Source organism: Polymorphospora sp. NPDC050346 (assembly GCF_040655695.1).
Classification (GTDB): Bacteria; Actinomycetota; Actinomycetes; order Mycobacteriales; family Micromonosporaceae; genus Polymorphospora; species Polymorphospora lycopeni.
Window position 1 is genome coordinate 111,859 of record NZ_JBFAKM010000005.1, and the last position, 18,616, is coordinate 130,474.

At 70.5% G+C, this 18,616-nt stretch carries 20 protein-coding genes and 1 pseudogene; 17 read left to right on the forward strand and 4 right to left on the reverse strand.

Annotated features, from left to right (window positions below; translation table 11 throughout):
• Positions 1–2: 2 nt before the first annotated feature.
• The 12 genes and pseudogenes from AB0I42_RS07255 to AB0I42_RS07310 form a co-directional block, all read left to right on the forward strand.
• Positions 3–536: pseudogene (locus AB0I42_RS07255) on the forward strand (flavin reductase family protein); the annotation flags it as partial.
• Positions 537–713: 177 nt separating this feature from the next.
• Positions 714–1,064 carry a DUF485 domain-containing protein gene (locus AB0I42_RS07260; protein ID WP_357535011.1) on the forward strand — a complete coding sequence of 117 codons (351 nt, stop codon included), beginning with the start codon at positions 714–716 and terminating at the stop codon, positions 1,062–1,064.
• Positions 1,065–1,072: 8 nt separating this feature from the next.
• The gene (locus tag AB0I42_RS07265) at positions 1,073–2,770 is read left to right on the forward strand and encodes a cation acetate symporter (protein WP_357535248.1); all 1,698 of its coding nucleotides are present in this window, start codon (positions 1,073–1,075) and stop codon (positions 2,768–2,770) included.
• Between the two features lie 106 nt (positions 2,771–2,876).
• On the forward strand, positions 2,877–3,854 hold the full coding sequence (locus AB0I42_RS07270) for an NAD-dependent epimerase/dehydratase family protein (RefSeq protein ID WP_357535013.1): 978 nt from the start codon (positions 2,877–2,879) through the stop codon (positions 3,852–3,854).
• 83 nt (positions 3,855–3,937) lie between these two features.
• Positions 3,938–5,167 (forward strand): LCP family protein, encoded by a 1,230-nt coding sequence (locus AB0I42_RS07275; RefSeq protein WP_357535014.1) that lies wholly within the window; start codon positions 3,938–3,940, stop codon positions 5,165–5,167.
• Positions 5,168–5,479: 312 nt separating this feature from the next.
• A complete protein-coding gene (locus tag AB0I42_RS07280; RefSeq protein ID WP_357535016.1) occupies positions 5,480–6,541 on the forward strand; it encodes an LCP family protein in 1,062 nt (353 codons plus the stop codon).
• A gap of 242 nt (positions 6,542–6,783) precedes the next feature.
• Complete coding sequence (locus tag AB0I42_RS07285; protein WP_357535017.1) at positions 6,784–7,737, forward strand: LCP family protein; 954 nt, start codon at positions 6,784–6,786, stop codon at positions 7,735–7,737.
• Between the two features lie 47 nt (positions 7,738–7,784).
• A complete protein-coding gene (locus AB0I42_RS07290; protein WP_357535018.1) occupies positions 7,785–8,120 on the forward strand; it encodes a rhodanese-like domain-containing protein in 336 nt (111 codons plus the stop codon).
• On the forward strand, positions 8,117–8,914 hold the full coding sequence (locus tag AB0I42_RS07295) for a glycerophosphodiester phosphodiesterase family protein (RefSeq protein ID WP_357535020.1): 798 nt from the start codon (positions 8,117–8,119) through the stop codon (positions 8,912–8,914). The genes AB0I42_RS07290 and AB0I42_RS07295 overlap by 4 nt, the downstream gene beginning before the upstream one ends.
• Positions 8,915–8,959: 45 nt before the next feature.
• The gene (locus AB0I42_RS07300) at positions 8,960–10,444 is read left to right on the forward strand and encodes an ATP-binding protein (protein WP_357535022.1); all 1,485 of its coding nucleotides are present in this window, start codon (positions 8,960–8,962) and stop codon (positions 10,442–10,444) included.
• Between the two features lie 48 nt (positions 10,445–10,492).
• Positions 10,493–10,897, forward strand: a complete 405-nt coding sequence (locus AB0I42_RS07305) for an ATP-binding protein (RefSeq protein WP_357535249.1) — start codon at positions 10,493–10,495, stop codon at positions 10,895–10,897.
• 61 nt (positions 10,898–10,958) lie between these two features.
• On the forward strand, positions 10,959–11,843 hold the full coding sequence (locus AB0I42_RS07310; RefSeq protein WP_357535024.1) for a DUF5926 family protein: 885 nt from the start codon (positions 10,959–10,961) through the stop codon (positions 11,841–11,843).
• A gap of 56 nt (positions 11,844–11,899) precedes the next feature.
• Here AB0I42_RS07310 and AB0I42_RS07315 read toward each other — a convergent pair whose 3' ends face one another.
• Entirely contained in the window at positions 11,900–13,126 is a 1,227-nt protein-coding gene (locus AB0I42_RS07315; protein WP_357535026.1) for an arginine deiminase, read from the reverse strand.
• A gap of 169 nt (positions 13,127–13,295) precedes the next feature.
• Here AB0I42_RS07315 and AB0I42_RS07320 point away from each other — a divergent pair, with 169 nt between their 5' ends.
• From AB0I42_RS07320 to pheA, 5 genes are all read left to right on the forward strand, one after another.
• Positions 13,296–14,060 (forward strand): hypothetical protein, encoded by a 765-nt coding sequence (locus tag AB0I42_RS07320; RefSeq protein ID WP_357535028.1) that lies wholly within the window; start codon positions 13,296–13,298, stop codon positions 14,058–14,060.
• Between the two features lie 213 nt (positions 14,061–14,273).
• Positions 14,274–14,735, forward strand: a complete 462-nt coding sequence (locus AB0I42_RS07325) for a PAS domain-containing protein (protein ID WP_357535030.1) — start codon at positions 14,274–14,276, stop codon at positions 14,733–14,735.
• Positions 14,736–14,833: 98 nt separating this feature from the next.
• Positions 14,834–15,220, forward strand: a complete 387-nt coding sequence (locus AB0I42_RS07330) for an ACT domain-containing protein (protein WP_357535032.1) — start codon at positions 14,834–14,836, stop codon at positions 15,218–15,220.
• A 95-nt stretch (positions 15,221–15,315) separates the two neighbouring features.
• The gene (locus AB0I42_RS07335; RefSeq protein ID WP_357535034.1) at positions 15,316–15,873 is read left to right on the forward strand and encodes a hypothetical protein; all 558 of its coding nucleotides are present in this window, start codon (positions 15,316–15,318) and stop codon (positions 15,871–15,873) included.
• A 33-nt stretch (positions 15,874–15,906) separates the two neighbouring features.
• On the forward strand, positions 15,907–16,863 hold the full coding sequence (pheA, locus tag AB0I42_RS07340) for a prephenate dehydratase (RefSeq protein ID WP_357535036.1): 957 nt from the start codon (positions 15,907–15,909) through the stop codon (positions 16,861–16,863).
• Positions 16,864–16,888: 25 nt separating this feature from the next.
• On the opposite strand, the gene AB0I42_RS07345 is transcribed toward pheA, so the two are convergent.
• From AB0I42_RS07345 to AB0I42_RS07355, 3 genes are all read right to left on the reverse strand, one after another.
• Entirely contained in the window at positions 16,889–17,605 is a 717-nt protein-coding gene (locus tag AB0I42_RS07345; RefSeq protein ID WP_357535038.1) for an AIM24 family protein, read from the reverse strand.
• A 75-nt stretch (positions 17,606–17,680) separates the two neighbouring features.
• Positions 17,681–18,022 carry a metallopeptidase family protein gene (locus AB0I42_RS07350; protein WP_357535251.1) on the reverse strand — a complete coding sequence of 114 codons (342 nt, stop codon included), beginning with the start codon at positions 18,020–18,022 and terminating at the stop codon, positions 17,681–17,683.
• A gap of 89 nt (positions 18,023–18,111) precedes the next feature.
• Positions 18,112–18,540 carry an OsmC family protein gene (locus tag AB0I42_RS07355; RefSeq protein WP_357535040.1) on the reverse strand — a complete coding sequence of 143 codons (429 nt, stop codon included), beginning with the start codon at positions 18,538–18,540 and terminating at the stop codon, positions 18,112–18,114.
• Positions 18,541–18,616 lie beyond the last annotated feature (76 nt).

The window sequence follows — 18,616 nt, forward strand, 5'->3', positions numbered from 1 at the left end:
CGGGGACAATGTTTCACGTGAATCATCCGGAGCCGGGTGGACGTATCCACCACACCGACCCGTTCGCCGCGCCGGCCCACGAGCGGTCGCCCGTACGCCGGTTGCGGGGCCGGCTGGCGGCGGCCGTGACGCTGTGGACGGCGCCCGGACCGGCGGGCCTGACCGTGTCGTCCACGCTGGTCGCCGACGGCGAGCCGGGCCGGCTGCTCGGTCTGGTCGACGACGAGTCCGACCTGTGGGCCGCGGTGTCCGCCGCCGGGCGCTTCGCCGTCGCGCCGCTCGGGCCGGCCCACCGGCAGCTCGCCGACCGCTTCGCCGGCCTGATGCCGGCACCCGGCGGCCTCTTCAGGGGGCACGACTGGACGGAGACCGACTACGGCCCGGTGCCGGCCGACGCCGGCGGCTGGGCCGGGTGCCGCCTCGACGGCGCCCGCGAGTACGGCTGGGCGCTGCTGGTCGAGGCGACGATCGAGCACGTCGAGCTGGGTGACGACCCGGGACCGCTGATCCACCACCGGGGCCGCTACCGCACCTGATCCCGCGATCAGCGCCTTCTCCGCCGTTCGGCGACGTGACCGGGGTCACTCGGCGCAGCCAACCGCCCGTTCGGCGCACCCGGTCGCAATGACGAGGATCACAGCTTCCCGTCGATGGGTACACCTCCCTACGGTGCGCAGGACCCACTCACGTCCTGCACAAAGGTGGTGACCCGCATGAGTACGGATACACCCGCGCCGACCACGTCCACGCCGGACCGATACGTCGTCGTGCAGCGTTCTGACGAGTTCGCCGGGCTACGCAAGGCGTTGCGCGGCTTCATCTTCCCGATGACCGTCGCGTTCTTCCTCTGGTACGCGCTCTACGTGATCCTCTCGGCGTACGCGCGGGACTTCATGGGCACCAAACTGATCGGCAACATCAACATCGCCCTCCTCTTCGGCCTGCTCCAGTTCGTCACCACGTTCCTGATCGCCTGGCTGTACTCCCGGTACGCCGCCCGCAAGGTGGACCCGATCGCCGAACGGATCCACGCCGACCTCGAAGGGAAGGGTGACAAGCGGTGAGCGGCAACCTGACGCTCGACGGCGTCGTCGACGGCGTACGCAACCTCGCCGCCGAGGCCGGCAACAGCACGGCCCGGACCCTGACCATCACGCTGTTCCTGGTGTTCGTCGCGGTGACGCTCGGCATCACGCTCTGGGCCAGCCGGCAGACCAAGACCGCCACCGACTTCTACGCCGGTGGCCGGTCGTTCTCCGGCTTCCAGAACGGGATGGCGATCGGCGGCGACTACATGTCGGCGGCGTCGTTCCTCGGCATCGCCGGCATGATCGCCCTGTACGGCTACGACGGCTTCCTCTACTCGATCGGCTTCCTCGTCGCCTGGCTGGTGGCCCTGCTGCTGGTGGCGGAGCTGCTCCGGAACTCGGGCCGGTACACGATGGCCGACGTGCTGGCGTTCCGGATGCGGCAGCGTCCGGTGCGTACCGCCGCCGCCGTCTCCACCATCACCGTGTCGATCTTCTACCTGCTGGCCCAGATGGTCGGCGCGGGCGCCCTGGTGGCGCTGCTGCTCGGCATCCGGCCCGACACGACGTTCCTCGGCATGGACGCCGACACCGCCAAGGTCGCCACCATCATCCTGGTCGGCGCCCTGATGATCATCTACGTGACGGTCGGCGGCATGAAGGGCACCACCTACGTGCAGATCGTCAAGGCGTTCCTGCTGATGGGCGGCGCGCTGATCATGACGGTGCTGGTGCTGGCGCACTACAAGTTCAACCTGTCGGCGCTGCTCGGCGACGCGGCGGCCACCTCCGGCAAAGGCAACGCGTTCCTCGAACCCGGGCTGAGATACGGCGTCGAGGTCGCCGGCAACGCGACACAGACCTTCTACAACAAGATGGACCTGCTGTCGCTGGGCATCGCGCTGGTGCTCGGCACCGCCGGCCTGCCGCACATCCTGATCCGCTTCTACACGGTGCCGACAGCCAAGGCGGCCCGCAAGAGCGTGCTCTGGGCGATCGGCATCATCGGCACCTTCTACCTGTTCACCCTGGCCCTGGGCTTCGGCGCGGCGGCCCTGGTCGGCGGCGAGGCGATCACCACCCAGGACGCGGCCGGAAACACCGCGGCACCACAGCTCGCCCAGGCCCTCGGCGTCGACTTCTTCGGCGGCGAACTCGGCGGCGCGGCGATGCTCGCGGTGATCGCCGCGGTCGCGTTCGCCACCATCCTGGCGGTGGTGGCCGGCCTGACCCTGGCCTCGTCGTCCAGCCTGGCCCACGACTTCTACGCCAACGTGCTCAAGCGGGGCGAGGCGTCGGAGCGCCAGGAGGTACGGGTGGCCCGGATCTCCGCCTTCGTGATCGGCGCGGTCTCCATCGTGTTGTCGATCTTCGCGCAGAACCTCAACGTGGCGTTCCTGGTGGCGCTGGCCTTCGCGGTCGCCGCCTCCGGCAACCTGCCGGCGATCCTCTACAGCCTGTTCTGGAAGCGGTTCAACACCTCGGGCGCGGTCTGGTCGATCTACGGCGGTCTGCTCGCCGCGGTGGTGCTGGTCTTCTTCTCCCCGGTGGTCTCCGGTGCCCCGTCGTCGATGTTCCCCGACGCGGACTGGCAGTGGTTTCCGCTCTCCAACCCGGGCATCATCTCGATCCCGCTCGGCTTCCTCGCCGGCTGGATCGGGACGGTGATCTCCAAGGAACGCGACGAGGACAAGTACGCCGAACTGGAGGTCAGGTCGCTGACCGGACACGGCGCGCACTGACCGCGACCGGTGCCGGGTGGGTCGACACCCACCCGGCACCGGCGGGTCGGGCGCCGGGGTCCACTCACCTCATGCCGGGCCCGATCGCGACAAGTAGGCTGACGGCATGGTGGTAGCTCAACGTTATGGAAAAGGTCAGCGAATCCTCGTCACCGGCGGTGCGGGCTTCATGCCGTCGCATCTCGTCGATGCGCTGCTGGCCCGGGGCTGCGCCGTCGTCGCGATCGACAACTTCGTGACCGGATCCAAGAACAACGTTGCCCACCTGGCCGAGAACCCGCTGTTCACGCTGGTGGAGGCGGATGTTTCGGACGGTCTGCCGGTGCACCACCCGGCCGTGGCCGAGCGGTTCGACGCCATCATGCACATGGCGTCGCCGGCGAGTCCGAAGGATTTCGCCACCCTGCCGATCGAGATCCTGCGGGTGGGTTCGCTGGCCACCATCCACCTGCTCGAACGGGCCGTCACCGACGGTGCCAGGTTCATCATGGCGTCGACGTCCGAGGCATACGGCGACCCGCTGGTCCATCCGCAGCCGGAGTCGTACTGGGGCAACGTCAACCCGGTCGGCATCCGCAGCGTCTACGACGAGGCCAAGCGGTTCGCCGAGGCCACGACGATGGCCTACCACCGCTACCGGGGCGCCGACGTCGGCATCGTACGGATCTTCAACACGTACGGTCCCCGGATGCGGCCCGACGACGGCCGGGCCATCCCGACGTTCATCACCCAGGCGCTGCGCGGCGAGCCGATCACGGTGCACGGCACCGGCACCCAGACCCGGTCCATCTGCTACGTCGACGACCTGGTCAAGGGCATCCTGCTGCTGCTCGACTCGTCCGAGACCGGTCCGGTCAACTGCGGCACCGAGCACGAGGTGACGATGCGCGACCTGGCGGAGCTGATCGTGTCACTGACCGGCAGCACGTCGACCGTCACCTACCTCACCCGGACCGCCGACGACCCGGAGATGCGTCGCCCCGACCTGACCCTGGCCCGGGAGCGGCTCGGCTATACCCCGTCGGTGCCGCCCGAGGATGGCCTGCGCCGCACGATCGCCCACTTCAGCGCTCACCTGAACTGATCGGGGGAGGGGCGGTCCCGACTTCGTGCCGCCATCGTCGTGCCTGAACTGCGCTTTTCGCATCTGTCCGTACTCTGAAAAGCATGGCAGCCAGGACGTCTCCCCACGATGGCTCATACCGCCGGTCTTCGATCCCTCAGGCCGGCTCCGGCGGTTCGGGCCGGATTTCCGGCCGTGCCCGGGTCGGCGGTCAAGCCGGCGCACGGCAGCCGGGCCACCCCGCGCCGGGCGGTGGGTCCGGCGGCGGGCCTCGCCCGCCCTACGGCCGGTCCGGCGGAACGGTCCGGTCGGGCCGGCGCGGGCCACGTCCCAGGTGGGGCCGGATCGCCCTGGTGGCCGGGCTCGCGGTGCTGGTGCTCAGCCTGCTGGGCGCTGGCGGCATGTGGGTGTACGCGAGCAGTCTGGAAAGCGACCTGGACCGCACCGACGCGTTCTCGGACATCACCGGTGGACGACCCGAGTCGGTCACCGGGGCGCTCAACATCCTCCTGGTCGGCACCGACTCCCGTGATCCTGATGCTCCGCTGGACCAGCCCGGGGAGTGGCGCGCCGACACGGTGATCATCATGCACATCCCGGCCTCGCACGACGAGGCGTACCTGGTCTCCATCCCGCGCGACCTCTACGTGCCGATTCCGGAGAACGCGGGCGCGCCCTGCGGTTCGGGACAGCGGTCGAAGATCAACGCGGCGTTCGCGTGGGGCGGCCTGCCACTCGCCGTACACACGGTGGAGTGCTTCACCGACATCCGGATGGACCATGTCATGGCCGTCGACTTCGGTGGGTTCAAGGAGGTCACCGACGCTCTCGGCGGGGTGGAACTGCACGTCGAGCAGGACACCACCTCGATCCACAAGCCGTACCGCAAGTTCAGCAAGGGTACGAACCACATGAACGGCACCGAGGCGCTCGACTGGATCCGCCAGCGCAAGCAGTTCCCGGACGGTGACTTCGCCCGGATGCGCCACCAGCAGGAGTTCCTGCGGGCGCTGATGGACAAGGCGGTGAGCACCGGCACGCTGACCAACCCGAAGAAGATGAACGACTTCCTCAAGGCCACGACCGCCGCGGTCACCGTCGACGAGGGGTTCTCGCTGGTCGACATGGCGGTCAAGTTCCGCAACCTGCGGGGCGACAACCTGCGCTTCATGACCAGCCCACACAACGGCAGCGAGACCATCAACGGCGAGTCGGTGGTCGTCTCGGACCGGGAGAAGGCGCTCGCGATGTACAAGGCGATGGCGGCCGACAAGATGGCCGACTGGGTGCGGGCGAACGCCGAACCGTCGCCGTCGACCGACAACGGCGGCTGATCGCCTGGTCAAGCCGGGTACGGCGGGGCGGACCGGGCGGGTGTCCGGCCGCCCCGGCGGCGTCCCGGGGGCTACCGACCAGTATTGGTCACAAAATCGAAACAGGATGAGGGCTCGCAAGAACGGATCGGTGTCCGTACAGTGACGTCGGCCCATCGTCCCGCCCCTGGAGTACCAATGCCCGTCGAGACCCCCAGACGGACCCGATCGGCCCGTTCGGCACCCCCGCCCAGCCGTTCGGCCACCGCACGGAGCCATTCGAAGCCGACGAAACGCACCAAACGCAAGGATCCGCTCTGGTCGCGGCTACTGGTGATCGCGGGCGCGTTCCTGATGATGGTCAGCGGAGGGGCCATCGTCGGCACCAAGGTCCTCATCGACCAGGCGACCAGCAACATCGCGCAGGACGACCTGCTGGGCATCGCCGGCATGAACGACCAGGGCGGCAACGACCTCGACGGGCCGATCAACATGCTGCTGCTCGGTGTCGACCTGAGGAAGGGCTGGGACAAGAACGACACCCGGGCCGACACCATCATCATCCTGCACATCCCGGCCACCCACGACCAGGCATACCTGATCTCCATCCCCCGGGACACGGAGGTGACCGCCCCGGCGTTCCCGAAGAGCGGCTTCCAGGGCGGGGTCGGGAAGATCACCGACATGTTCCACGCGGGCGCCCAGAACGGTGGCGAGTGGTCCGGTGGGGCCCAGTTGGTCGCGCAGACCATCAAGAACTTCAGCGGCATCACCTTCAACGGCGCCGCGATCATCGACTTCAGCGGCTTCAAGGGCATCATCGACGCGCTCGGCAGTGTGCGGATGTGCGTCGACCAGGAGGTCGAGTCGATCCACATGCTGACCCGGGCGCGGGACGGCTACCCGGTCTACATCTCCGACAAGGATCGGCACTCGGGCGAGAAGCTGAACCCGGTGGTCTACAAGAAGGGCTGCCGGGAGATGAAGGGCTGGGAGGCGCTGGACTACTCCCGGCAGCGCTACGGCCTGGACAACGGCGACTACGACCGCCAGAAGAACCAGCAGCAACTGGTCAAGGCGATCGCCAAGAAGGCCGTCGACAGCGGGGCCATGACCAACCCGATGAAGATCAACGAGTTGATGAAGGCGGCCGGTGAGGCGTTCGTCCTGGACACCGCCGGCACGCCGGTCGCCGACTTCGTCTTCACTCTGCGGGGCGTCGCGGCCAACGACATGGTGATGCTGCGCACCAACGGCGGCACCTTCAACGGCAACAACTCCGGCCGCGAGGCGCTCCAGCCGATCAGTCTCGAGATGTTCGAGGCGGTCAAGAACGACCGGCTCGCCGAGTTCGTCATGAACAACCCGACCGTGATGGCGAACAACAAGTCGTAGCACCACCCCGAGGTCGGCAAAACACCATCAACTCAGGCAAGTCCTCCCTACGCTGACGTGAGAAGGGTTCACGTCATGCGTAGGGAGGCGTCACGTCCAGATCCGAACGGGCGGACCCCGACCGGAACCGCCCGACCGGCACCGAGCGGGGCGCCACGCTGGCCGTACGGCCCCGGGACGACGCGGAAGCGCCCCGGCCGCCCGCCCCGCGCTGGACCCGCGCCCTGATCACCCTGGGCCTGGTGCTGCTGGTCGTCGCCGCGGCGGGACTGACCGGGCTGCGCAGCCTCACCGACCGGTACGGCGGCTCGGTGACGACCGACCAACTCCTCGCCCCCGACGCCCGGGGCGACCGGAACGGCGGCGTCACCGGCCCGCTCAACTACCTGCTCATCGGCTCCGACCTGCGCGCCTCCAACCCGGATGCCGGCCAGCGCGCCGACTCGATCCTCATCGTCCACGTCCCGGCCGGGCTGGACCGGGCCTACCTCGTCTCGGTCCCCCGCGACCTGCTCGTCCAGATCCCGGCCGACCCGGCCGCCGGCTACTCCGGCGGCACCGACCGGATCAACGCGGCCTTCCAGTTCGGCAACGCCGGCGCCAGCGGGGCCAAACTGCTCTCGGCCACGGTCACCCTGTTCACCGGCGTCCGGTTCGACGGTGCCGCCATCCTCGACTTCTCCGGGTTCCGCCGGGTCATCGACCTGATCGGCGGGGTCGAGATGTGCGTCGACAGCGAGGTGCGGTCGATCCACACCGGCCACCTGTTCACCACCGGCTGCCAGCAGATGGACGGCGCGCGGTCCCTCGACTACGTACGCCAGCGCTACGACCTGCCGAACGGGGACTACGACCGGCAGCGCCACCAGCAGCAACTGCTGAAGGCGATACTGCAGAAGGTCGACCTGGGCGGCCTGGTCACCCAGCCCGTCAAGCTCGACCAGCTCATCCGGGCGGTCGGCGCCTCGTTCACGGTCGACACCGGCGGGGTACCGGTCGAGGACCTGGCGTTCGCGCTGCGCGGCCTGCGCCCGGAGACGCTGCTCGGGGTGCAGATGCCGGCGCACGCGCAGGACGTGGCCGGATCGTCGTACTCGATGCTCGACCCGGCCGCCGACTCCCTCTTCGGCGCCCTGCGACAGGCCGGGATGCGGGACTGGACGACCCGCAATCCGAACTGGGTGAATCGACTGTAGGACCGGCCGGCGGCACGTCGAAGGGGTACGCCCTAAGCTTGGTAGCCGTGTTCGGACGCCAGATCCCCTCCGTGAGCGTGCCCCAGATCGCCGACGACGCCTACGTGCTCGACGTGCGCGAGCCCGACGAGTGGTCGGCCGGGCACGCGCCCGGGGCCCACCACATCCCGATGATGGAGATCCCGGCCCGGCTCTCCGAGGTGCCCACCGAAGGCGACGTGGTCGTGATCTGCCGTTCCGGCGGGCGATCGGGCCAGGTCGTCGGCTATCTGATGAGCAACGGGTGGGACAACGTACGCAACGTCGCGGGCGGCATGCACGACTGGGCCGCCGCCGGCCGCCCGGTCGTCAGCACGGACGGGCAGCCGGCCCGCGTGCTGTGAACGGACCGCTGGTCTTCGCCCACCGGGGCTCCTCGGCGGTGCTGCCGGAGCACACCCTCGCGGCCTACCTGCGCGCGATCGAAGAGGGGGCCGACGGGGTCGAGTGCGACGTACGGCTCACCCGCGACGGGCACCTCGTCTGCGTGCACGACCGGCGGCTGGACCGCACCAGCAACGGCACCGGCCGGGTCAGTGCCCGTACGCTCGCCGAACTCGACGAGCTGGACTTCGGCTCCTGGCACACCGCCGCGCTCTCCGACGACCGGGTCACGGACATACCCGCCGATCCGTCCCGGACCCGGCTGCTCACCCTCGACCGGCTGCTCGACGCGTTGCGCGACGCCGGACGCCCGGTGCGGCTGCTGATCGAGACGAAACACCCGTCCCGGCGGGGCGCGACCGTCGAACGCACCCTGGTGGCGACGCTGCGGGCCCGGGGACTGCTCGGCCCCGGCCCGAACCATCCGGTCCAGGTCACCGTGATGTCGTTCTCGCCGCTGGCCGTCCGGCGGATGCGCGAACTCGCGCCGGGACTGCCGACGGCGCTGCTGCTGGAGATGCTGCCCCCCGGGTTGCGGGTCGGCCGGCTGCCGTTCGGCGCCCGGATCGCCGGGCCGGGCATCGGCCTGGTCCGGGCCCGGCCACAGCTCGTACCGAAGCTGCGGGCCGCCGGCAACCGGGTCTTCGTGTGGACGGTGAACGAGCCGGACGACCTCGACCTGGTAATCGACCACGGGGTGGACGGGATCATCACCGATCGGCCGGCTCTGGTCCTCCAGCGGCTCGGACGTTGAGTGCCGGGACTGCCCAAAACACGCGGGAGTTGGCAGACTCGGGGCATGCCGGAGCGCCCCGACTACGCCGCTCTGATCGCCGGCCAGACCGTCGTCATCGAGATGACCAACTCCGGCGAGGCAGGGATTCCCGTCCTCACCCACCTGCTCCGGGTCGCCGAGCGGGCCCTCGGTGCGGGCGGCATGGCGTTCGTGGAATACCGGCCGGACAGCGGACGGATCATCGCGGCCACCGGCGGGGTCGGTTGGGCGCTCGGCCGGCCGGTCGACCGCACCGGTCCGGCGGCGGCGCGGCTGATGCGTGGCCCGCGCACCGACGAGGCCCTGATCGGCGAACTCCCCGGTGATTTGGCGCACCAGCTCGCCGGGCACGGGCTGCACCGGGTGATCTCGGCCCGGGCCGAGGTCGGCGGACTGGTGGTCGGCAGCCTCCACGCCTACTACGCCGACCCGCCCGCCGGCCGCACCCGGCACGCGTACGGCGATCCGGCCGACTCCACCGAGCACCACGCCCTGCTCACCTACCTCGCCGCCTGCGCCGCCCACATGTACGGCGACCAGGCCGGCCTGCCGATCCACGGTGACGGCCCGGTGGTGGCGGCGCTCGCCGACGGCCTGGCGATCGTCGACCGGGACGGCTACGTCCGGCTGTGGAACCCGGCGGCCGAGCAGGTGACCGGGCATCCGGCGGCGCAGATCCTCAACCGCCCGGCACCGTTCCCGCTGCCGCCGGCAGGGCAGGTGGTCGACCACAAGCTGCCGGACGGCCGGTGGTTGACGATCACCTCCGGCGACCTGCCCGGCGCGATCTCGTCGCGGGTGGTGACGTTCCGCGACATCACCGACCAGCACCGGCGCGACCACGACCTGTTCGTCGCGGTCACCAGCCACGAGCTGCGAACTCCGGTCACCGTCATCAAGGGGTACGCCGACACGCTGTGCAACCACTGGGACTCGCTGACCGACCCCGACCGCAGGCAGGCGGCCCGGGTCATCGGGCAGCGTGCCGACGAGTTGGCCCGCCTGCTCGACCGGCTCCTGTCGGCGGCCGACGACATCGGCCCGGTCGGCGACGCCCCGCCCGTACCGTTCGACCTGGTCGAGGCGCTGCGGGCGGCGGCCCTGGACCTGCCGGCGGACCTGCGCCGACGGCTGGTCGTCGACCTGCCCGGTGACCTGCCCAAGGCGTTCGGCGACCGGGCCAGCCTGGCCACGGTGCTCACCGAACTGGCGACCAACGCCGACAAGTACTCGCCACCCGACACCCTGATCGAGCTGACCGCCATGGCCGACCGACGGACCGTCGTGTTCCGGGTTAGCGACCGCGGCATCGGGGTACGTCCCGATCACGTGGAGCGCGCGTTCGACCGCTTCTGGCAGGGCGAATCGGGCGACCGGCGGCGTTACCCCGGCGCCGGTCTCGGACTCTTCCTGGTACGGCGGATCGTCGAGCGACAGAACGGCTGGGTCTCCCTGCGTCCGCGCGACGGGGGCGGTACGGTCGCAGAGGTGCGGCTGCCCCGCGGATGAGACGGCGCGGCCCGCCGCCGGAATGTCCGAGGAGGCACGATCGTGTCCATGGCGTTGGCCGAACGATCCTGGTGCGTGGTCGTCCCTCACCACACCGGGGGAGCCCGCATCGCCCGGCACCGGCTCGCGGCGGAACTCTCCGACGTCGTACCGCCGGAGCTGCTCTCCGATGCCGTCGCCGTGGTCGCCGAGCTGGTCGGAAACGCCGTACGGCACGCCGACCCGCTGCCGGGCGGGGTCGTCCGGGTGTCGTGGCGGCTGCGGCCCGGGGTCGACGCCGACATCGTCGAGGTGCGGGTCACCGACGGCGGCGCGCAGGCACCGCCGACACTGCGTACGGTCGGCCCGGAGTCGCTCGACGGCCGTGGCCTGTGCATCGTGGCGGCGCTGTCCGGCCGCTGGGGTGTGGAGCGCGACGGGCTGGGGCAGAGCGTGTGGGCGGAGCTGTCGTAGCGGCGGCCATTTACCCGGTACGCGTCCCACGGGACGCCGCCGGGGCCTAGGCTGTTTCGCCGTGAGTAAGCGTCGAAAGAACCCCCGGTCCGCCGACCAAGCGCCGAAGCGCGAAAAGGTACGTGACATCTTCGTCCCCCGACCGTTCGAGGGCCTCGCCGACGAGGCCGAGTGGATCGCCCTGCGGGAGCTGGTGCCCGCGGCGTCGGCTCCGCTGACGCTCGCCCCCGACCTGGTGGAGCGCTTCGGTGACCGCCCGGTCACGCTGGCCACGGTGCTGCCGATGGCCTGGCCCGCGATGACCAAGCCCGACGGCCGGATCTTCATCGGCCTCCAGCGCCACGTGCAGTCCGGCGACGTCTCCCGGGACCTGGCCGTGGCGATCCTGTGCGCGCTGCAGACCGCTCCCGGTGGCACCGTGTCGGTGCCCGCCCTGCCCGGTGAGGGTCCACGGTTGCAGGACGTCCTCGTCGACGGTCCGCTCGACGTGACGATGCACGACGGTTTCGAGTTCTGGCTCGACGAAGACGCGGCCGACGACTCGAACGTCAAGGCGTCCCTGGAGCGGGCGAACGCCTCGATCTATCCGACCGTACGGCTCGCGGCCGCACCGGCCGCGTACTGGTGCCGGGTGCCGGACAAGGGACATGTCCGTTGGGTGCTGCCGGACCAGGAGGATGCCGCGTTGGCGGCGTTGTCGCGGCTCGCCGCGGCGGGTGAGCTGCTACTCGGCGACGGGACGAAGTTCGCCGGGATGTTCCGGGCACACGGCCTGCTCGTGCCGGTGTGGGACATCCCCGGTGCGCCCGAGGCCGCCGAGTGGGAGGCGCCGCTGGCCGAGTTCGCGAAGCGCTACGCGGAGGCGCTCGCCGACACCGAACCGCTGGACGCGGCGGCGCGACGGGCCCGGCAGGGGCTGCTCGGTCGCCAGCTCACCCTGCGCTGAGCCCGGCCGCCCAGCCGGCGCGAGCCCGGCCGCCCAGCCGGCACGAGCCCGGCCGCTCACCCGGCGGCGACGGCCGGCAGGGCGAGCGGTGAGCGGACGATCGGGCAGGACATGCATCGCGGACCACCCCGGCCGGAGCCCAGCTCCGAGCCGGGGATCCGGATGACCTCGATGCCGGCCCGTTCGAGCTGCGCGTTGGTTTCGATGTTGCGCTCGTACGCCACGCACAGCCGGGCGGCGATCGCCAGGGTGTTGTTGCCGTCGTCCCACTGCTCGCGTTCGGCGGTGACCGGGTCGAGCCCGGTGTCGATCACGCGCAGGGTGTCGATGTCCATGGCGTCGGCGGCGGCCCGTAGGAAGGGTGCCGGGCCGTCGACCTGTGGCTCGCCGTCCGGCCCGGAGATCACCGTGTAGGCGAGCAGGGTGTCGGCGATGTTGGGATACATCAGGACGGCGTCGACGTCGACCATCGTGCAGACCGTGTCGAGGTGCATCGTGGCCCGCTCCTGCGCGATCGGCACGACCAGGATGGTGTGCGCCAGGCCGGCGCCGAAGACCCGGCGGGCCAGCCGTTCGGCGCCGGCGGGCGTGGTCCGCTCGCCGGCGCCGATGGCGATCACGCCGGGACCGAGGAGCAGCAGGTCGCCGCCTTCGAGCGGTTCGAGGTCCGGACCGTACGCGAACCGGGTCCCGCCGAATCGCGGGTGGTGCCGGTAGATGGCGTCGAGCAGGGTGGTCTCCCGGCGCCGGGCCGGCATGGCCAGGCTGGTCACCGCGGCGTGGTCGCGGATCCAGACCGACGAGTCGCGGGTGAACAGCAGGTTGGGGAGCGGGTCGATCACGAAGTCGTGTTCGTCCATCAGGGTGTGGACGAGGCCGCCCGGTCGGTCCCAACTGGTCCGCAGCTCGTGCCGGGCGAGTCCGGCGATGAGGATGTCGGCCAGTCCGGCGGGATCGAGGTATGCGAGATGGTCGGAAACTCTTCGACTCAGGGTATCGCCTAGTCGGCGGTCGGCGAGTACCATGTCGGTCAGCTCAGATCGGGCCGCCGGCACGGCCAGTGTCTCAGCAAGCAAATCTGCGACATAGAGCACTTCCACGCCACGGTCGCGCAGGGCCGCCGCGAAGATGTCGTGCTCCTCTTGGGCGCGACCGACCCACGGGATGGCATCAAACAGCAGGTCATCGTTGTTTCGTGGGGTCAGCCGGGCGAGTTCTCGGCCGGGCCGGTGCAACAGGACGGTGCTCAGCCGTCCGACCTCACTGTCGACGTAATGGGTCACAATGGCAGCGTAGGACCTTGCGTTGGCACCATCTGGCAAAAGAGGCGTGGAGTGAATGAGGCATTCATCCTTACTCACTCCGGTTTTGCACCTTGCCCGACAGGCGGTGTCACCACGTAGGGTAGTGGTATCACAACTCAGAGGACCTTTTGCCGGAGGTCGAGAAGCGATGACTGTCTTTCCTGCGCGTTCGGGTGCACCAGTCCAGCGAGCCGTTCCTCGCCAGCGGGCTCTGCCCACCAATAGCGAGAAGTCGCCACCCTCGTCGCCGGGAGGGCTGGCCGCCGTCCGCCCCACCGCACTCGAATGGGCCCGCCGCCGCCGTGCCGAGCGGGATGCCCGTCGCGTCGAAGCCGCCGGCGCCCGCGCGCTGAACCGGCTGGACCACCTCGGGCCGTCGTGGCACGTGGTGGACTGGCCGCGGACCGACTCCCCCGAGACCCAGATCTTCGACACCGGCCGCGCCGGCGACGACCGGGCGGGCTTCCTCGCGATCGGCCCGAGTGGGCTGTTCGCGGTCACCATCGCCGATCACGGCCGCTCCCGGGTGATGGTCGCGGGCGACGTGGTGCAGATCAACGGCAAGCGACCGACCTACGTCGGTCAGGCCCGCCGGGACGCGAAGCGGGCCAGCAAGGCCTTGTCCGCCGCGACCGGGCACACCATCCCGGTCACCCCGGTGCTGACCTTCGTCGGCTCCGGCGTCATCAGCGTCTACGGCCTGCCGAAGGACTGCCTGGTGGCCACCCACCGCGAACTCGACCGCCTGCTGGTCGCCGGCGGCAGCCGGATCAGCGCGGCGACGGCCGAGAAGCTCTCCGCGGTCGCCCGACACCCATCGACCTGGTTGAACGCGCCCTACCGTTCCGCCGCCGACTACCGGTGGTACGAGGGCGGCCGAACGGCCGCTGACAAGAGCGCGGCGCGCCGGTAACGTCTGCTCCCAACACCACCCGCGCCTATCGACCACCCTCGAAGCGCTGGCCTGCCCGCGGCATCAAGGTGCCCTCCCCCGCCGCGGTCGCTCCGGGCAGGCACGGGTCGGCGGGAGTGTGGCGATCGACTAACGTTGCGGGTCGGTTGACTCCGCGGATCCGCCCGACGGCGGATCCGGCGAGGTGATCCGGCAAGGTGCATGGGAGGCGCGGTGGCACACGTCGAGCTTGAGCTGACCGAGGCGTTGGCGCCATCCAGTCGCACACCGGCGGAACCGGCGGTCGGCGACAGCCTGCAACTCTGGTTGGCGACGGTGTCACACGCGGCGGAGCCCTGCCTGGTCATCGACCGGCAGACCACCATCACCGCCGTCTCCAGTTCGTGCTGTGACCTGCTCGGGCTGGGCACGCCCGCCGAGACGGTCGGGCTCGCGCTGCTCGACGGCAAGCTGCGGCTGGTCGACTTCACCGCGGCCCGGGGCGAACTGACCGAGACCGAGATCGACAAGATTCCCCCGCTGCTCGCGCTGACGTCCGGCCGGCTGGCCCGCGGCCTGCTGCGGGTGCAGTCCGACAGCTCCGCCGAAAACGTCGCCACCGTCGACGCCATCGCCACCCCGTTGTCGGTCGACGGGGCGGTCGCCGGCTCGCTCACCTTCTTCTCGCCGGTCTGACCGGTGCCCACCCCGTGGGTACCGGGCCCGGTGAGTGTGGCGATCAACGCATCGCCACACGGTTGGGAGCGGGCCCGGTGAACCGTAGTGTTCCCATCATGCTGGACCTCGACCTGCTGCCGGACGAATACGCGGTGTGTCGACTGCCGGCCGGCTCCCCGCTGCCCGCCAATCTGGTCGGCGGCCCGGACGGCGGCGTCGTCTCGGTGACCTGGACCGCCGACGAGGTCTCCATCATCTGCCGGGCCGACCTGGTGCCGGCCGAGGCGACCGCCGAGACCCCGTGGCGCTGCTTCCGGGTCGTCGGCCCGCTCGACCTCGCGCTGACCGGCATCCTCGCCTCCCTGGTCACCCCGCTGGCCGACGCCCGGGTCAACATCCTCGCCTTCTCGACGTACGACACCGACTACCTGCTGGTGCCGTCCGTACGGCTCACCGAGGCGCTGGCCACGCTCACCCACACCGGCCACCGGATCACAACCTGATCTTCCCGGCGCGGGCACGCACCGCCTACCATGGGGCTCCACCCTGCCCCCACCACCACATACAATGACGTTCGCCTATGCCAAGAAACCGGTCCGTGCCCCGCGTGCCGCGCCTCGCCGCCGCTTCAGCCTGCGTGCTGGCCGGCGCCGTGCTGCTGGCTGGCTGCGGCACACCGCCGGAGCTGCGGCCCCGGCCGGGCGTACCGGTGCCGTCCGCGAGCGGTTCCAACGGTCCGAGCGGCCGGCCCGGTGCCGACGCAGGCCGACCACCGACCGAGTCGACCACCCGCCCCACTCCCGGCATCACCCCCGTGCCCGGCGGCACCCCGTCGCCGACCTACGGCGGATACGTGGCGGTGAGCTGTGCCGGCAACCCGTCCGGCGCCCAGGTGACCGACCTGCTGCGCCGGTCCCCCGGACTGCTGCGCTCCGACGCCACCGTACGGGTGGTGCGTGAACCCGTGTGCGCCGACACCTGGCAGTACACGGTGGTGGAGGTGAACGTCCCGGGCCGGGGCAGCTCGGCGATGCAGGTCGTCTCCACCGGGCGGGCGGCCAGCCTGATCCTGGTCACGGCCGGCAGCAACGTCTGCAACGCCCGGATCCGGGCGACCGCGCCGGCCGGGATCCGCACCCTGGCCTGCGACGCGTGACTGTCGCCACCGAGGGGTGCGTAGGCTGAGCCCATGCCGGGAACACCACCGACCCGTTTCGTCTACCTGGGCCCGCAGGGCACCTTCGCCGAGCAGGCCCTCCGCACCATCCCGGCCGCCGAGCGCGGTGACCGTACGCCGGCGCGCAGCGTGCCGGAGGCGCTCGACGCCGTACGCGCCGGGGACGCCGACGCGGCGCTCGTGCCGCTGGAGAACTCCATCGGCGGCGCCGTCGGCGTGACGTTCGACGAACTCGCCGGCGGCAGCCCGTTGATGATCACCCGCGAGGTGGTGCTGCCGGTCGAGTTCGTCCTGGCCGCACGGACGGGGGTGCACCTCGACGGGGTACGCACCGTCGCCGCGCACCCGCAGGCGTCGACGCAGTGCCGGGGCTGGCTGCACGACCACCTGCCCGACGCGCAGGTCATCGACGTGCTGTCGAACGGGGCCGCCGCCGCGGGTGCCGCCGACGGCTCCTACGACGCGGCGATCTGCGCGCCGATCGGCGCCGCCGGGCACCGGCTGGCCGTGCTCGCCGACAAGATCGCCGACCACAGCGACGCGGTGACCCGATTCGTGCTCGTCTCCCGGCCCGGCCCGCCACCGCCGCCGACCGGCGACGACGTGACCTCGCTGGCCGTCTACATCGCCCACGACCGGGTGGGCGCGCTGCTCGCGGTGCTGATGGAACTGGCCGTACGCGGGGTCAACCTGACCCGGATCGAATCCCGGCCGACCGGTGAGGCCCTCGGCCGTTACGCGTTCTTCCTCGACTGCACCGGACACGTCGCCGAGGACCGGTTCGGCGAGGCGTTGCAGGGACTGCGCCGGATCTGCGCCGAGGTGCGCTTCCTCGGGTCGTACCCCCGGCACCGCTTCCCGACGACGACGGACGAGCGGCCGGTCCCGGCGCCGGCCGGTCAGTCCGACACCGACTATGCCGACGCCGCGGCCTGGCTCGCCCGACTGCGGTCGGGCGAGCTGACCTGAACCACGGCGGCGGGAGGGGCGCCCGTCAGCCGAAGATGCCGCTGCCGGACTGCTGGCCGGCCCCCCGGACCGGCGCCTCCTCCGACGGCTGCACGATCACGAAGCCCTGACCGGCGAAGCTCATCGTGAACGCCTCACCGGTGGTGCGGCCGATCAGGTTGCCGCCGAGGCCGGTCTGGTCGGCCCGGTGGAAGCCGGTCTGGAGGCTCGCCGACCAGCAGACCGCCGCCTGCGGGTCGACGAACGTGGGCTGGTTGGGGGCGACGTTGAGCACCAGCGGGGTGCCCTTGGTGGTCACCGCGATCCGGCCGTGTCCGGTGAAGACGCAGTTGAACAGCCCGGCGGAGGAGAGCATCCCCATGCCGCTGACCATCTTGATGTCGTACGACAGGGTCGAGTCGAAGGCGAGCACGCTGGAACCGTTGATCGACAAGGCGTCGCCGGGCTCGAGGTCGATCAGGTGGATGTCCGACGCCAGGTCGGCGAGGTAGACCTCGCCACGCCCGGTCAGCTTCATCAGCGGCACACCCTCGCCGGTGAGCTTCTGCTTGAAGAACTTGGCGACGCCACCGGATCCGAGGGCCTTGAACTCGACCTGGCCCTGGTAGGCGACCATCGCGCCGGTGCGGGCCATCACCTCGCCGTTCAGCGACACCTTGAGCATCTTGTGGTTCTGCAGGCTCATGCCGGGCTGGCCCGACGCCTTTTCCAGGTTTTCCGCGGAGAACAGCGCGCTGCGCATGATGGTTCCTCCTGGTCAGGGATTTCTGCGCCGAGCCTAGGCAGCGCTGGCAAGCACCGGCTCGGCGGGGGCGGCTCAGCCCCAGCCGAGTTCGTGCAGCCGATCGTCGTCGATGCCGAAATGGTGGGCGATCTCGTGTACGACGGTCACCGCGACCTCTTCGACGACGTCGTCGTCGTTGTCGCAGATCCGCAGGATGGGGTTGCGGTAGATGGTGATCCGGTCCGGCAGTACGCCGCCGTAGTCCCAGCCGCGGGTGGTCAGCGCGTGGCCCTCGTACAGCCCCAGCAGCTCGGGCTCACCCGGCGGCGTGTCGTCCTCGACGAGGATGACGACGTTGCTCATCAGACCGAGCAGTTCCTCGGGCACTTCGTCGAGGGCTTCGGCAACCAGCTCCTCGAAACGCTCGCGGTTCATCTCGACCGGCACGAACCCATTCTGCCCGGCCGGCCACGACCGTGTGCTCCCGGTGATCAGGTAGCCGCCCCGACCACCGGGAGAGCCGGTCAGGAAAGACGCGCGGACAGGGTGATCTCGGCGCCCGGCGAGAGCAGGCGGGAGATCGGGCAGTTGGCCTTCGCCGCCTCGGCCAGCTTGGCGAACTCGGCCTCGTCGATTCCCGGCACGTCGCCGACCGTCTCCAGGTCGATGCGGGTGACGGTCATCCCGGCCTCGGTCTTGTCGAAGTGGACCTTCGCGGTGGTCTCCACCGAGGTCGGGGTGTGCCCGGCGTCGGCCAGCCCCTTGGAGAAGGCCATCGAGAAGCAGCCGGCGTGCGCGGCGCCGATCAGCTCCTCGGGGTTGGTGCCCTCTCCCTCCTCGAAGCGGGATTTGAAAGAATAGTTCCCTTCGTAGCCGCCCTTACCAGTGCGGATGGTTCCGGAACCCTCGGTGAGATTCCCCTGCCAGCGGGCGGCTGCGGTGCGAATAGGCATGAACACGACGCTAGCCCAAACGACCCGGTGATGCGACGATGCGGACGAAGCACCGCGCCGACGCGGGAAGGCGAAC

Coding starts and splice junctions, on each gene's coding strand:
- AB0I42_RS07300 (WP_357535022.1), top strand. CDS start 8,960: ATGCCGGAGCGCCCCGACTACGCCGCTCTGATCGCCGGCCAGACCGTC.
- AB0I42_RS07270 (WP_357535013.1), top strand. CDS start 2,877: ATGGTGGTAGCTCAACGTTATGGAAAAGGTCAGCGAATCCTCGTCACC.
- AB0I42_RS07275 (WP_357535014.1), top strand. CDS start 3,938: ATGGCAGCCAGGACGTCTCCCCACGATGGCTCATACCGCCGGTCTTCG.
- AB0I42_RS07330 (WP_357535032.1), top strand. CDS start 14,834: ATGCTGGACCTCGACCTGCTGCCGGACGAATACGCGGTGTGTCGACTG.
- AB0I42_RS07260 (WP_357535011.1), top strand. CDS start 714: ATGAGTACGGATACACCCGCGCCGACCACGTCCACGCCGGACCGATAC.
- AB0I42_RS07305 (WP_357535249.1), top strand. CDS start 10,493: ATGGCGTTGGCCGAACGATCCTGGTGCGTGGTCGTCCCTCACCACACC.
- AB0I42_RS07320 (WP_357535028.1), top strand. CDS start 13,296: ATGACTGTCTTTCCTGCGCGTTCGGGTGCACCAGTCCAGCGAGCCGTT.
- pheA (WP_357535036.1), top strand. CDS start 15,907: ATGCCGGGAACACCACCGACCCGTTTCGTCTACCTGGGCCCGCAGGGC.
- AB0I42_RS07350 (WP_357535251.1), bottom strand. CDS start 18,022: ATGAACCGCGAGCGTTTCGAGGAGCTGGTTGCCGAAGCCCTCGACGAA.
- AB0I42_RS07345 (WP_357535038.1), bottom strand. CDS start 17,605: ATGCGCAGCGCGCTGTTCTCCGCGGAAAACCTGGAAAAGGCGTCGGGC.
- AB0I42_RS07355 (WP_357535040.1), bottom strand. CDS start 18,540: ATGCCTATTCGCACCGCAGCCGCCCGCTGGCAGGGGAATCTCACCGAG.